Here is a 14209-nt window from a genome sequence, read left to right on the forward strand (position 1 = left end):
AAGACGAGACGCCGCTCCGGCTCCGCAGCGAAGCCGAGCGCCCACATCTCCATCGTCATCAGCAGGGGCAGGCTGAACAGCAGCGCGCCGCCGAAGGCTCGGCCCAGATCGCGGATGTAGGGGCTGTCGTCCGCCCGCGCGGCGTCCTGCATCGAAGTCATTCCCAAGCAACGCCGCCGTCCGGTTTCGGCTCCCGCAAGGGCTGTGCCCCTTAGTTCAACCGGTTGCGGAGGCGCCGTTCCGCAGGGCCGTCCGCCAAGCGGGCGTCGCAATCGCAGGCCGCTTCCGAAAGCGCGTCCTGATCGACGACAACCAGTCGCGCGCGACGAATCCGGACGGCGCCCCGGTCCTGCAGATGGCGGCACGCTGCGTTGACGCTGGTGCGCTGCAGGCCGAGCAGGCTCCCCAGTTCGCCCTGGGTGATTGAAATTCCCCTCTCCTCCCCGGCGGCGTTGTTAAGACGCGCGATCCATTTCGCCAGGCGCTGGAGGGCCGTATGCCGGGCGTTGCAGGCGGCCTCGACGCCGAGCGCGCGCGCGCGCGACGCGGCATAGGCGGCGAGAAACTGGTGAATCCAGGCGTCCCTCAACACGGCGTGGACTGGCTTCAACGGCGCGACATAGCCCTCGGTCGGCAGGACGGCTCGCGTCTCATGAGCCTGGAGGGTCGCGCCGATGGCGGCCTCCCAGCCCAGAACGCCGCCGGGAGGGATCACGCCCACGCAAATTCGCCGCCCGGACGGAAAGAAGCCCAGGGCGCCGTTCAGGACGAAATAGAGGGCGTCGCCTGGAGGAGACTCTCCCGCACCCAGCGGAAGGCGCCGCGCGGTTTCTGTCAGGACAGCCTGAACCTTCGGCGGCAGGACCACGTAGACGGGATGGTCCTCCAGCCTCGTCCTGCCGCGCGCGGACGAACGCCCGCCCCCGACATCGGCGTGAAATCCAGTCATGATTTGATCCAGAAGGCCCTTGGCTCTTGGTCCAAGCGGCGCCGAACGATTTCGTTCAATCAATGGTAAGCCCCTGCATCCGGGACGGTTCCTCCCGACGCGAAAAAGGAGGCCGCTGCCGCGGCCTCCTTTACACCCGGGCAAAAGGGATCAGCGTTCCCCGCCCTTTCGTCCGGCCTCCGCAGCGCGTTCGGGATCGTCGGCGAAATTGCCGCCGCGCCCCGAACCGTCGCTGTCATCGTCCCGACGCGAGGCGGAGGCTCCTCCCCCTCCATGCGAAGCCTGCCCGCCCTTCCGACCCGCATCCGCCGCCAGTTCATGGTCCTTGGAGAAGCTGCGGTCTTCCGGATCGACGCTGGACCCGCCCTTGCTGGCGATCTCGCGCTGTTTGTCCTCGTCCATGGCGGCGAAGCCGCGATTGGACGACGACGAGCCTTGCTGTTGCTGACCCTGTTGCTGGTTCTCAGCCATTGTTCACTCCCTTGTTTTCACTGATCGCTCCGAGGGGCTCCCTTCCAACCCGCCCTCCTTCGCAGGGTTCACCCTTCGCCTGCCATTGACCGTCACCCGACAGAAGGCGCTCGCCCCGTCGCCGACGGGAACAATTTCAGGCCCCGTCCTCTCCTCAGTGCAAAGCCATGACGGGAGAGTCCGATGGGCCAACAGAAGCAGTCCGAGGGTCGAGAGCGAAACGCAGCCATCCCTGGCGGCAAGCCCGACGCCGACACGCCGGATGAGGTCGTGCGTCGGGTCGGACGCGAATCCCGCCGTCGCGCGGGTCCGGACGGCCCTGACGCGCGCGAGATCGGCGACACCTTCAAGAAGACGCCGACCGCACGCCCTTCCGGCGCGAAGCCGCACGGCGGCGCCTGAGCGCCGTGCCTGACGTCGTCATCCCGCCCGTGGCCGGAGGTCCGCGCAACGGCGACCTCCCCGCCTATGTCAGCAACGGCCTGATCGGCCTTCGCGTGCGGGAGGTTCCCCTGATCGCCGGCATGGTGCTGGTCAGCGGCCTGGCGGGCGAACATCCGGAACGCCAGATCGAGGCCGCCGCCGCCGCGCCCTATCCCCTTGCGGGCGATCTGGCGTTGAACGGCGTCTGGATGAGCGACCAGCCCTGGGCGATCAGCGACCTGCGCCAGAGCTATGATTTCGCCTTCGGGGAGCTGTCCTCCCAGTTCCGCTTCACCGCCGCAGGACGGACGCTCTCGGTCGAAGTGCTGACCTTCGCCAGCCGGGCCGCGCCCGCCATCGTGGCCCAGAAAGTCCGGCTGACCGCCGACGCCGCCTGCGACCTGACCTTCCGCGCCCTGGTCGATATCGACGGGGTGCATGGGCGGATGCTTCGGCGCCGCACGGACACGCCCGGCGAGCCCGAGCCCGCGTGCGACGGCAGCCTGTTGTGGGAGACCGAAGGCGGCCTGGGTCGCTGCGGCGTCGCCCTGCTGACCGAAGGCCCGGACGGCGCCCGACGTCAGGTGATGGCGCATCCGCAAGGGCCGCTGTGCACCGAACATCAGTTGCGTCTGTCAGCGGGGCGTCCCGTACGTTTCCGTCAGCTCGCCGCCCTTATCCCGTCGGTCCAGCATGAACGGCCTGACGAGGAAGCCGTGCGGCGCGTTGCGCGGGCCGGGCGCACGGGCTTCGATGACCTGCGACGCTGCAATCGCGAGGCGTGGTCGGATCTGTGGCGCGGCCGCATCGTCGTGGACGGCGCCGCCCCGGACCATCAGGCGCTGATCGATGCCGCCTTCTACTATCTCAACGCCTCGGCGCACCCGGCCTCGCCGTCGTCGACCTCCATCTTCGGCCTCGCGACCTGGCACGACTATCACTACTACTACGGCCATGTGATGTGGGACGTGGACGCCTTCTGCCTGCCGCCTCTCCTGCTGATGCAGCCCGACGCGGCGCAGGCGCTGCTGGCCTTTCGCACGCGGGGCCGGGCGGCGGCGGGGACCAACGCCCGCCTGTCCGCCCGCCAGGGCCTGCAGTTCCCCTGGCAGGCCGCGCCGACGACCGGGCAGGAAGCCGCGCCGGGCGCTGGCGACGCCGCCCAGCATGAGGATCATGTCTCCCTTCACGTGGCGCGGGGCTTTTCGCTATACGCCGACGCGACCGGGGACGAGCGCTTCCTGAGAGAGGACGCCTGGCCGGTGTTGAGCGGGGTGGCCGACTGGTTCGTCAGCCGGGTTCAGCGGACGCCCCGCGGGTTTGAACTGCCGTGCGCCATGGGACCGGCCGAGGTGCCGCAACCGCCCGACAACGACGCCTTCACCCTGATGGCCGGGGCGGACATCCTTCGACGCGCGGGGCGCGCCGCCGAGCGCCTGGGCGAGCCGGCCCCGGCCGCATGGCGCGAGGTGGCGGCGAACCTCTATCTGCCCGTCCGATCGGACGGGGTAATCGCCGCGCACGACGACTTCACCGTTCGCGAACCCAAGGGGGCGACGCCTTCGCCGCTGGCGGGTCTGTTTCCCTATGACTATCCCGCCTCCGCCGCCCAGAGACGCAGGACGCTGGATTTCTACCTGAAGCTCTGGCCCGATTATGTGGGCGCGCCCATGCTGCCGGCCCTCTACTGCGTCTGGGCGACGATGGCGGGCGACCGGAAGCTGGCGCTCAAGCTGTTCGAGGAAGGCTACGCCGCCTACGATCAGCCCCGTTTCCACCAATGTCTCGAGTACCGGCTGGATCAGGCCGAAGGCACCGCGGCCGGCCCTTTCTTCGCCAATCTGGGCGGGCTGCTGATGGGCCTGACCTATGGGCTGACGGGCCTTCAGATTGACGACGGGCCGCCCGAAGCTTGGGCGCGGCGCCCCGTGGTTCTCCCGGAAGGCTGGAGGGAGATCAGGATCGAACGGCTGTGGGTCCGCGGGCGCCCCGCACGCCTTACTGCGCGGCACGGCGCCGAGCGCGCCAAACTGACATTCCTTTGAAGCGAAGCCGGGCCAGCACCCCTTCGCGATGCAGGATGTAGACCCCGCTCGACACGACCAGCCCCATGCCCAGGGCCGCCGGTCCGTCCGGCGTCCAGCCGAAGACGAGCCCGCCCAGCAAGGCGGCGAAGATCACCTGGGCGTAGGAGAAGGGCGCCAGCAGAGACGCCTCGCCGCGCCCATAGGCGGCGATCAACAGCAGTTGGCCGACGGCGTAGCACAAGCCCATGGCGGCAGCCGCCGCCAGGGCGACCGGGGCCATCGGCGCAAACCACAGCGGCGCCGTCGCGCTGAGCAGGACAAAGCCGACGAGAGCGGAACAGAGCAGGGTCGCAGCCGGCGCGTCGTCGCCGCCGATGCGACGCGTCAGGATAATGGCGGTGGCGCCGAAGAAGGCGGATCCGAGCGGGAAAAGCGCCGCCGGGCTGAACAGCGCGCCGCCGGGCCGCAACAGAATCAGAATCCCGACCAGACCGACCAGCAGCGCCGTCCAGCGCCGCCTCGCCACGGCTTCGCGAAGGAGGAGAATGGCCATCAGCGTGGCGAAGGTCGGAGTCACGAAGGAGACCGCCGTCGCCTCCGGCAGCGGCAAATGGCCGAGCCCCAGGATGAACAGTCCGCCGGACGCCAGCACCGCCAGACCACGCAGTCCCTGCAAGAGCGGCCGCCGTACGCGCCACGCCGCCCGGCCGCGATCTGCGGCGACGACCAGTCCCAGGACCAGCATGGCGACATAGCGCACCCAGACGACCTGGGCCGGCGGCGTGTCGTGGGTCAGCAGCTTGGCGAAAACGTCCGCCAGGGCGAAAAGCCCGACGGCCCCGACCACCATCAGTATGGTCAGGCCCGACGCGGCGGCCGGAGTCACGCCGACGAGAACCGGCGGGGCCTCGCCGTCGGGTCCAGGCCAGGCGGCGACGGGACGGCCGCTCATGTCCAGTTGGCGCAGTCGGCGGCGTCGACGCTGATGGTTTCGCCGCTGACGAAACGCGCCTCATCACTGAGCAGGAACAGGACGACGGCGGCCACGTCCTCGGGCTTGATCCAGGCCAGGCCCATGGGGGTGGCGTCCTTGCGGGCCTCCAGATAGTCGTCGCGGGTCGGGTCGGGCTTATCGGGAACCGCCTGACGAAATCGCTGCGGGCTCGACATCATGGGGGTATCCGTCGGCCCCGGCAGGACCGCATTGACCGTCACGCCGTGTTCGGCGACCTCCAGCGCCGCCGTCTTGCACAGGCCGATCAGGCCGAATTTCGAGGCGACGTAGGCGCCTGCCTCCGCCTCAGCATGCTTGCCCGCCCCGCTGTCGATGGCGACGACGCGGCCGCGCCCGGCTTCCGTCATCAGGCGCAGGGCCGGCGCCATGACGTTGAAGACGCCGTGCAGATTGGTCCGCACCACGGCGTCGAACTGATCGGCCGCCAGGTCCGTCAGCCGTCCTTCCAGGGTCACGGCCGCGTTCGCGATCAGGAAATCCAGCCGTCCGAAAGAGGCTCGCGCCGCTTCGATCAGAGCCTCGCCTTCGCTCGCCTCGCGCACATCCATGCGCAGGCCGATGCAGCGCACGCCGCTGGCGCCGGCCGCCGCGACCGTCTGGTCCAGGTCCGCCTGGGTCGCCTTGGGATAGGGAGTTCCGTCGGGCAGGCCTTCCAGAACATCGCCGATGACGAGATCGCAGCCCTCGCGCGCCAGAGCCAGGGCGATGGCGCGTCCTATGCCGCGCGCGCCCCCGGTGACCACTGCGACCCGGCCCTGGAATCGCGGCGGCGCGCCGGGAGGCGGGGCGGGCGTCGGATCGTGAGGGTTCATGGAGGCGGCCTCCCTTACCGCCTCCCTGCAATCGCCGTCCCCGGACGCCGTTCCGGAGCGTCCGGATTCAGACTTTCATCCGGGCTCCCTCAGTGCAGCTTGAGCCGCCCGGACACGCGGCGCATCAGCAGGCGGGACAGGGCCAGAAGCGCTGTGCGCCGCAAGCCGATCACCGCACGATAGTGGTCAAGGTGAAGGCTCATATAGGCCTGCCGCGCCAGCCAGCCCTCGATCAGGAAGTTCGGCCCGACCAGACCGCCCATCAGCGACCCCACGCCGCCTTCGCGGCCCAGGGACACCAGGGAGCCGCGGTCGCGATAGACGTAGGGGCCCGGATCGCCCGCCTTGAGCAGGGCGCGAGCCAGATACCTGGCCTGCTGGGCCGCCGCCTGAGCGCGTGCCGGGACGAAGCCGGCGTCATGCGGAATCTGGGCGCAGTCTCCCATGGCGTAGACGTCCGGGGCGGACGTCCTGAGGCGATCATCCGTCACGAACTGATTGAGACGCCCGGTCTCAAGTCCGAAATCGCGATTGCGGGGCGACGCCAGAACGCCCGCCGCCCATACGGTCAGGTCCGATCGAATCCAGCCCCGGCTGGTCTGCAGTCCGTCCGCCGCAACCTGCTCAACCCTGGCGTCCACGGCGAGGGTCACGCCCCGGCGCTCCAGTTCCTGCGCCGCCTTGGCGGCCACGGTTTCGGGCAGACCGCCGAGGATGCGCGGCCCCGCCTCGACCACTGTCACCCCCAGATCGAACTTCTGATGGGCCCCCAGACCGGCTGAAAGGGCCCGGTGGCCTTCGATCAACTCGGTCGACAGCTCGACCCCCGTGGCGCCCGCTCCGACGATGGCGATGTCCAGCCTTTGGCCGGGCGCATAGGCCGAGGCCAGGAAGGCGCCGGTCAGGCGCCGGTTGAAGGCTTCGGCGTCCGCCACGTCCTCCAGCAGGTGGGCGTGCTCGGCGGCCCCCGGCGTATTGAACAGATTGGAGCCGCTGCCCATCGCCAGCACCAACCGGTCATAGGCCAGCGTTCGCGGCGGAATCAGAACCCCGCCGTCGTCGTCCCGCACTTCGGCCAGACTCAGCCTCTTTTCAGCGGCGTTCAGTCCCTCCAGGTCTCCGAAGGCGAAACTGAAGTGATTGCGCCGGGCCAGCAGCGGATACGCCAGGCCTTCCTGATGCGAATCCAGCGAGCCGGCCGCGACCTCGTGCAGGGAGGGCTTCCACAGGTGAAAGATGGTCCGGTCGATCAGCAGCACGCGTCGCGGACCTTCATTGCGGCCCAACGCGCGCCCCAGCCGGGCGGCGAGCTCCAGGCCGCCCGCGCCTCCGCCGACGATGATGATTTCGTGGCGCATGTTTTCTCCTCGCGTGGCAAAGGCCGAACCCGAGCCTCAATGCGGATATGGATACGGCCGACGCCTGACGCGCCGGCCGCTCCGCGAATGCGACGATGTTTCGCATCGTCCGTCCGCAACCCCCGCCTCCCCTTCTTGATGTGAAACGACCGCTCCCTAGCCCGGCGGAACGGATGGGACCGGCCGAGTTCGCCCCGCGCCTGGGCCGGCCCCGAGGTCCGCGCCGGTCAACGGATCGGATTCGGGATCGGAACGCGTGCGACCGGCGAATGTCTCCACCGCCTTTTCTTCGTCGGCCGAAAGCGCCACCTCGGCGCGGCCGTCCCCGCCGTCGACAGCCATTTGAGCTTCGCGCTCGTCGACGGTGTCCCACTGCTCGCCCGTGTTCCACGGTCCGGATGCGTCGCCCTCGCCCTGGGACATGTTGTAGTATTTGTCCGCGAAGTCCGGATGGCCCGGCAGCTTGCCCGGCGGGAAGTTGGCGGGGATGGCGTAGAGGGCCTTCTCGAACGACTTCTGGTGGGCGACCTCACGCGTCATCAGAAAGGTCAGGGCGTCCTTGATTCCCGGGTCGTCGGTGACGTTGATCAGTCGCTCATAGACGATCTTGGCCCGCGACTCCGCCGCGATGTTGGAGCGTAGGTCGCAGGCCGGATCCCCGATCGAGTCCACATAGGCCGCCGTCCAGGGCACGCCCGCCGAATTGATCAGGGCCGCGCCGCCTCCATAGAGGATGGACGTGGTGTGGCTTTCGCCCCCCGAGGTCATGCTGGCGTAGAGGTCGGCCTCCTCCTCCGCCGCCTCGGCCAGGCGCCCCTTGGCGCCGCGGTTCAGCATGGCGACGATCGAACCGATGATCTCGAGGTGGCTGAGCTCCTCGGTCGCGATGTCCATCAGCATGTCGCGGCGGGCGACGTCCTCGTCCGCCAGACCCTGCGTAAAGTAGCGCATCGCCGCCGCCAGTTCGCCCTGCGGCCCGCCGAACTGCTCCAGCATCAGGGTCGCCAGGGCCGGATTGGGTTCTGAAACCCGCACCGTGTACATCAGCTTCTTGTTGTGCATGAACATCTCGCGTCTCCTTGCGACAGCGATCAGCGGCTGGGGTTCTCGCCCGCGCGCTTCAGCATCAGGAATTTCTCGGTGAGGGCCGGCAGGCTCTGGTCCACCCAGGCCGCCATGCGCGCTTCTTCATCCAGCGAGGCGTTCAGCGGATCCAACGCGACAGAGTAGCCGCCGTGCTCGGCCAGGACGATCAGTCCCTTGTAGGCCGCGACCTCATAGTTCTCGAAGGCGAAGTTGGCGAAGGCGTTCTTGAGAATTTCGTCCTCGGCGAAGGTGTGGCCCAGGGCTGCCATGTTGCCGCTCATGGACATCGCGGCGTCCTTCAGACCTGACGGACTCTCGTCAAGGCCCGAGAGAATCTGCTCAAGCCGTGAAATCTGCTGCTCGGTTTCAAGCCGGTGCGCCTTCAGCTTCTCCGCCACCTCCATGAAATTTCTGGCGCGGTCGATCTGCCGATCCATCAGGGCCAGGGCCTGACGCTCCACGGCATGGGCGTTCTTCAGGCCAGTCACGAACACGTCGCGCCAGACGTCGTCGTTGTTGATCATGTCGATCTCCTTCGGTTTGCGGGTCTCTGGCAAACCGGCGGAGCGGATGAGGGGTCCGGCTGTCGGATACCCGTCACTTCATCGATCTCCGCAACGAACCCGCTGTCGGTCCATTGGCTCTTCACGCACCGGAGCCAGACATGACCGATCGTCCGATTTCGACTGACGCCGATGTGGATTCCTCGGCCTTCCGCGACAGCGACCTTCACGAAGGGCGCCACGCGGCCGACAGCTTGCGCGCCATGCTGATCCGACGGCCCCGATCGGCCCTCTACAACTATTGGCGCGATCTTTTGAACCTGCCCGTCTTCTCGGAGACGGTGAAGTCTGTCGAAGTTCTGGACGCGACGCATTCCCGATGGGTCGTCGAAGGACCGGGCGGAAAGGACGTCGCGCTGACCTCCGTGGTCACAGAGGACCTGGCGGACCGTCGCATCGCCTGGACCTCGACCCAGGGCTCCGACGTCGACCATGAGGGTTGGATCGAGTTCCGGGACCATCCTTTCGGGCGCGGCACGGAGGTCCGGCTCTTCATCAGCTACGATCCGCCCGGCGGGGTCGTGGGCAAGGCGATCGCCAAGGTCATGCAGCGCGAGCCGCGCCTGCAGGCGCGGCGCGAACTGCGGCGCTTCAAGCAGCTCATGGAGACGGGCGAGATTTCGACCTCAAGGGCGCCGGATGCAGCGCCGCGCGGCTCCCGCCGCCTCTGATCGCAGCAGAAAGGATCGCCCATGCGCGCCCTCACCTGGCACGGCAAGCATAACGTCCAGATGGACACGGTTCCCGACCCGGAGATCATCAACCCTCGCGACGCCGTCATCAGGATTACGGCCACGGCCATCTGCGGCTCGGATCTGCATCTGTACGACAGCTACATCCCCGGAATGTCGAACGGCGACATCCTCGGCCATGAATTCATGGGCGAAGTCGTGGACGTCGGGCGCGGAAACACCAGCCTGAAGAAGGGGGACCGGGTCGTGGTGCCCTTCGTCATCGCCTGCGGCCAATGTTTCTTCTGCCAGAAGTCCCTTCCCGCCGCCTGCGACAATTCCAATCCGGCGGATAAGGCCGACGCATCGGAGATCGCCTTCGGCCAGGTGATGACCGGCGCCTTCGGCTATTCGCACCTGACCGGCGGCTACGCCGGAGGACAGGCCGAGTACGCGCGGGTGCCCTATTCCGACTACGGGCCGATCAAGATCCCGGACGGCGTCGAGGACGAGAAGGTGCTCTTTCTGTCCGACATCTTCCCCACGGGCTGGATGGCCGCCGAGAACTGCCAGATCGAGCGCGGCGACACCGTCGCCGTCTGGGGCTGCGGGCCGGTGGGTCTGTTCGCGATCAAATGCGCCTTCCTTCAGGGCGCGGGCCGCGTCATCGCCATCGATCACCATCCCAACCGCCTGGCCCTGGCCAGGGCCAACGGCGCCGAGGTCCTCAACTACCACGAGGTCAGGGTCCGCGAGGCGCTCCAGGAAATGACGGCGGGCCTCGGGCCCGACAGCTGCATCGACGCCGTGGGAATGGAAAGCCACGGCTTCTCGCCCGACAACATCGTCGACGCCGTAAAGACCTCGACCCGCATGGGGACAGACCGCGCCCACGTGTTGCGCGAAACCATCATGGCGGTGCGCAAGGGCGGCACGGTGTCGGTGCCCGGCGTCTACGGCGGCTTCGCGGACAAGGTGCCGGTCGGCGCCTTCATGCAGAAAGGCCTGACCCTCAAAACCGGCCAGACACATGTGCAGCGCTACCTCCCCGCCCTGCTCGAGATGATCCTGGACGGCCGCATCGACACCACTGATCTGATCAGCCACCGCCTGCCGCTCGAGCAGGCCCCCGAGGCCTACCGCAACTTCAAAGAGAACCAGAACGAATGGACGAAGGTGGTGCTTCATCCGGAATGAAGCTGCAGCAGGCGCTGCGACGCCGGGCTTTTCCGCCGCTTCGTCAGATTCTGGAGCTGGCCGCGCCTTTCTCGTGAGAGCCGCAGCGGGGCCACGGGGCGATCAGCCGCATCGTTCATCAGCAAGTCTGTGCGGCGAATCCAGCATAGGTTATTGCAAGGTCTGCACGCGTCCTTAGGCAGGGCGCTCTCGCTCCTCGTCCAGGGTTCACAACTTGATGAAATCGTCACGTCGTCCGTCTGCGGGCTCGAAGATGGAGGCCTGGGCGGTTCTGGGGTTGGCCCTGGTTCTTTCCTTCTTCCTCGCCACCGGGCTTGTCGCCTGGAGGAATGTCGAAGTTCTGCGCGCCAACAACCAGCAGATCATCCATACGCACGAGGTGATCGTCGCGGTTGATGAACTGTTGTCCGCCGCTCAGGACGCCGAGACGGGCCAGCGCGGCTATCTGCTGACGGGCAACGTCTCCTATCTGCAGCCCTACGAGACGGCGACCCGGGATCTCAACCGACGGCTGGGCGATATCGCGGAGCTCACCCGCGACAACCCTGTCCAACAAGGTCACCTGAATCAGCTGCGCGCTCGCCTCGACGCCAAACTGGCCGAGCTGGACGCGGCCCTACAGGCGCGCCGCACCGAGGGCATGCAGGCCGCGCTGGCGCGGATGGCCACGGATCAGGGCAAGCAGGAGATGGACGCGATCCGGGCCCAGGTCGCCCTCATGCGTCAGGAAGAGCAGAGCGTGCGTCAGCAGCGACTGACGGAAATGAACGCCGCCTATCGCACGGCGCTGATCAGCGGCGTGCTTTCGGGCGTGCTCGGTGCTGTCCTGACGATCACGGTCTTCATGCTGGTCCGTCGCAGCGCCAGGGCGCGCGCGCGCCAGGAATGGCTGCATGAAGGCCAGGTGGGCCTCGGCGTCGCCATGATGGGCGATCAGTCGCTGGAACAGCTGGGAGACAGCATTCTCGCCTATCTGGGACGGTACGCCGGCGTCCAGGCGGCCGCCCTGTTCAAAGGCGAAGGCGGCCTTTATCGACGCATCGCCGCGCTCGGCGTCCCGTCGGACGCGCCCGTCGCTGAACGCTTCGGCCCGCGCGAGGGGCTGCTCGGGCAGGTGGCGGCGGACGGTCAGATTCTGACCCTGTCCGACGTGCCTGAGGGCTATCTGACGATCGGTTCGGCCCTCGGCCGCGACAAGCCGAGGCACCTGGTGATCGCCCCCGCCCGGGCGGACGGCGCGGTCAATGCGGTTCTGGAACTCGGCTTTCTGCACACGCCGGACGAACGGCTTATGGCCCTGCTTGAAGAAACCGGGCCCGCCATCGGCACAGCCTTGCGCTCGGCCCGCTACCGCGCCCAGCTGCAGAACATGCTGGAGGAAACCCAGCGCCAGGCCGAGGAGCTCCAGGTCCAGAGCGAGGAGTTGCGCGTCTCCAACGAAGAGTTGGAGGAACAGGGTCGGGCGCTGAAGGAATCCCAGACGCGACTGGAGCAGCAGCAGGCGGAGCTGGAGCAGACCAACAGCCAACTGGAGGAGCAGGCCCAGTTGCTGGAAACCCAGCGCGACGATCTGGAGCGCGGCGCCTCGGCGCTGACGCTGAAGGCGCGCGAACTCGAACAGGCCAGCCAGTATAAGTCCGACTTCCTGGCCAATATGTCCCATGAGCTGCGGACCCCGCTCAACTCCCTGCTGATCCTGTCCAAACTTCTGGCCGACAACCCAGAGGGAACGCTGTCGGAGGAACAGGTCAACTACGCCCGCACGATTCAGTCGTCCGGCAATGATCTCCTGGCCTTGATCAACGACATCCTCGACCTGTCCAAGATCGAGGCAGGCCACATTCAGGCGCGTCCCGAGGCGGTGTCGATGCAACGGTTGACGGAGGACGTCCGGCAACTCTTCCAGCCGGTGGCGGACGATCGCGGTCTGGCCTTCGAGATCGAACTGGACGCTGGAGCCGATCTGATGGAGACGGATCGCCAGCGGCTGGAGCAGATTCTCAAGAACCTGCTGTCGAACGCCTTCAAGTTTACGGAAATCGGGGGTGTGAAGCTGGGCATATCGGCCCAGCCCGGGGACAGGATCGCCTTCGCCGTGTCGGATACCGGCATCGGCATATCCCCCGAGCAGCAGACGGGGATTTTCGAGGCCTTCCAGCAGGCCGACGGAACCATCAGCCGCAGATACGGCGGCACGGGCCTGGGCCTGTCGATCTCGCGCGAACTGGCGCGCCTGCTCGGCGGACGGATCACCCTGGAAAGCCGAGTGGGCGAAGGGAGCGTCTTCACTCTGACCCTGCCACGCGCCTATGACGCTGCGCAGGTCGCTCCGCGCGAGACGCCTGCCCCTGCCCCGCATGTTTCCCCCCCGTCGAAACCGCCTCCCGAGCGGCGTCAATCAATGTCTGCGAGCGTCGAGGACGACCGCGATCATCTGGCCGGAACGCGCCGCCTGCTGCTGGTTGTCGAGGACGACGACCGCTTCGCCGCCATCGTCCGCGACCTGTCCCGCGAGCTGGGCTTCCAGTGCATCGTGGCGGGCACGGCCCAGGAGGCTCTCAAGCTGGCCAAGCGCCATCGTCCCAGCGCGGTCGTGCTGGACGTGGGCCTGCCCGATCAGTCGGGCCTGACCGTTCTCGACGTGCTGAAGCGCGACGATGACACCCGCCACATCCCCATCCACGTCGTCTCGGCCGAGGATCACAGCCAGACCGCCCTGTCGCTGGGCGCCATCGGCTATCTGGTCAAGCCGGTGAAGCGCGAGGATCTCGCCGAGGTTCTGCGCACTCTCGAGGACACGCTGACCCGCACCGTACGTCGCGTGCTCATCGTGGAGGACGATCTGGTCCAGCGCGACGCGGTGAGCCGCCTGCTGGCCTCCGGCGACGTAGAAACCGTAGGCGTGGGCACCGCCGCCGAATGCCTGGAGCAACTCAGAACCCAGACCTTCGACTGCATGGTGCTGGATCTCACCCTGCCTGACGCGTCGGGCTTCTCCCTGCTGGAGACCCTCAGCCGCGAGGGCGGCCATGGCTTCCCGCCCGTGATCGTCTATACGGGGCGCGATCTGTCGCCCGATCACGAGCAGCAGCTGCGCCGCTATTCGAGCTCCATCATCATCAAGGGCGCCAAGTCGCCGGAGCGGCTGCTCGACGAGGTCTCCCTCTTCCTCCACCAGGTGGTGTCCGAGCTTCCGCCCGAGCAGCAGAAGATGATCCGCAAGGCGCGCAATCGCGACGCCGTGCTGGAAGGGCGCCGGATTCTGATCGTCGAGGACGACGTCCGCAACGTCTACTCCCTGACCAATGTCCTTGAACCGCGCGGCGCCCTGGTGGAGATCGCCCGCAACGGCAAGGAAGCGCTCGAGGCGCTGGAGCAGGCCTCGACCGATCCTTCGAAGGCTGTCGACCTTGTGCTGATGGACGTGATGATGCCGGTCATGGACGGCCTGACGGCGACGCGTGAGATGAGAAAGGATCCGCGCTGGACGACTCTGCCGGTGCTGATGCTGACCGCCAAGGCCATGCCGGACGACCAGGAGCGCTGCATGGCGGCCGGGGCGAACGACTACATGGCCAAGCCGCTGGACGTGGACAAGCTGCTGTCCCTGGTCCGCGTCTGGATGCCCCGCTGAGTC

The 14209-nt window shown here is 67.6% G+C and carries 13 protein-coding genes; 5 read left to right on the forward strand and 8 right to left on the reverse strand.

Translation table 11 applies throughout. The features are described 5' to 3' along the window. The 3 genes from ACWIDZ_RS15450 to ACWIDZ_RS15460 form a co-directional block, all read right to left on the reverse strand. On the reverse strand, window positions 1-161 hold a 161-nt coding region (locus ACWIDZ_RS15450; RefSeq protein ID WP_454071140.1), incomplete at its 3' end, for a DUF2391 family protein. Between the two features lie 50 nt (window positions 162-211). Continuing rightward, window positions 212-949, reverse strand: coding sequence for a Crp/Fnr family transcriptional regulator (locus ACWIDZ_RS15455; protein WP_453990273.1), 738 nt, complete (start codon window positions 947-949; stop codon window positions 212-214). Between the two features lie 150 nt (window positions 950-1099). Next, window positions 1100-1420, reverse strand: coding sequence for a general stress protein (locus ACWIDZ_RS15460; protein WP_453990271.1), 321 nt, complete (start codon window positions 1418-1420; stop codon window positions 1100-1102). A 183-nt stretch (window positions 1421-1603) separates the two neighbouring features. On the opposite strand from ACWIDZ_RS15460, the gene ACWIDZ_RS15465 reads away from it, so the two are divergent. Together ACWIDZ_RS15465 and ACWIDZ_RS15470 are read left to right on the forward strand one after the other, a co-directional pair. Beyond that, on the forward strand, window positions 1604-1822 hold the full coding sequence (locus tag ACWIDZ_RS15465) for a hypothetical protein (RefSeq protein WP_338575442.1): 219 nt from the start codon (window positions 1604-1606) through the stop codon (window positions 1820-1822). 5 nt (window positions 1823-1827) lie between these two features. Next, window positions 1828-3888 carry a glycoside hydrolase family 65 protein gene (locus ACWIDZ_RS15470; RefSeq protein ID WP_453990269.1) on the forward strand — a complete coding sequence of 687 codons (2061 nt, stop codon included), beginning with the start codon at window positions 1828-1830 and terminating at the stop codon, window positions 3886-3888. Here ACWIDZ_RS15470 and ACWIDZ_RS15475 read toward each other — a convergent pair. From ACWIDZ_RS15475 to ACWIDZ_RS15495, 5 genes are all read right to left on the reverse strand, one after another. Next, window positions 3842-4822 carry a DMT family transporter gene (locus ACWIDZ_RS15475; protein WP_453990267.1) on the reverse strand — a complete coding sequence of 327 codons (981 nt, stop codon included), beginning with the start codon at window positions 4820-4822 and terminating at the stop codon, window positions 3842-3844. The genes ACWIDZ_RS15470 and ACWIDZ_RS15475 overlap by 47 nt on opposite strands. Continuing rightward, window positions 4819-5697 (reverse strand): SDR family oxidoreductase, encoded by an 879-nt coding sequence (locus ACWIDZ_RS15480; RefSeq protein WP_453990265.1) that lies wholly within the window; start codon window positions 5695-5697, stop codon window positions 4819-4821. Before ACWIDZ_RS15480 ends, ACWIDZ_RS15475 begins: the two co-directional genes overlap by 4 nt. Window positions 5698-5786: 89 nt before the next feature. Next, complete coding sequence (locus ACWIDZ_RS15485; protein WP_453990263.1) at window positions 5787-7055, reverse strand: NAD(P)/FAD-dependent oxidoreductase; 1269 nt, start codon at window positions 7053-7055, stop codon at window positions 5787-5789. Between the two features lie 156 nt (window positions 7056-7211). After that, the gene (locus ACWIDZ_RS15490) at window positions 7212-8123 is read right to left on the reverse strand and encodes a manganese catalase family protein (protein WP_453990261.1); all 912 of its coding nucleotides are present in this window, start codon (window positions 8121-8123) and stop codon (window positions 7212-7214) included. A gap of 23 nt (window positions 8124-8146) precedes the next feature. Beyond that, a complete protein-coding gene (locus ACWIDZ_RS15495; RefSeq protein WP_453990259.1) occupies window positions 8147-8665 on the reverse strand; it encodes a ferritin-like domain-containing protein in 519 nt (172 codons plus the stop codon). 140 nt (window positions 8666-8805) lie between these two features. Between ACWIDZ_RS15495 and ACWIDZ_RS15500 the strand changes: the two genes are divergently transcribed. From ACWIDZ_RS15500 to ACWIDZ_RS15510, 3 genes are all read left to right on the forward strand, one after another. Further along, complete coding sequence (locus ACWIDZ_RS15500; protein WP_269298494.1) at window positions 8806-9375, forward strand: SRPBCC family protein; 570 nt, start codon at window positions 8806-8808, stop codon at window positions 9373-9375. A 21-nt stretch (window positions 9376-9396) separates the two neighbouring features. Next, window positions 9397-10572: a zinc-dependent alcohol dehydrogenase gene (locus ACWIDZ_RS15505; protein ID WP_453990257.1), complete on the forward strand. Its 1176-nt coding sequence runs from the start codon at window positions 9397-9399 to the stop codon at window positions 10570-10572. A gap of 253 nt (window positions 10573-10825) precedes the next feature. Next, window positions 10826-14206, forward strand: coding sequence for a response regulator (locus tag ACWIDZ_RS15510; RefSeq protein ID WP_453990275.1), 3381 nt, complete (start codon window positions 10826-10828; stop codon window positions 14204-14206). The last annotated feature ends 3 nt before the right edge of the window (window positions 14207-14209 follow it).

The organism is Brevundimonas sp. NPDC055311 (assembly GCF_053645695.1).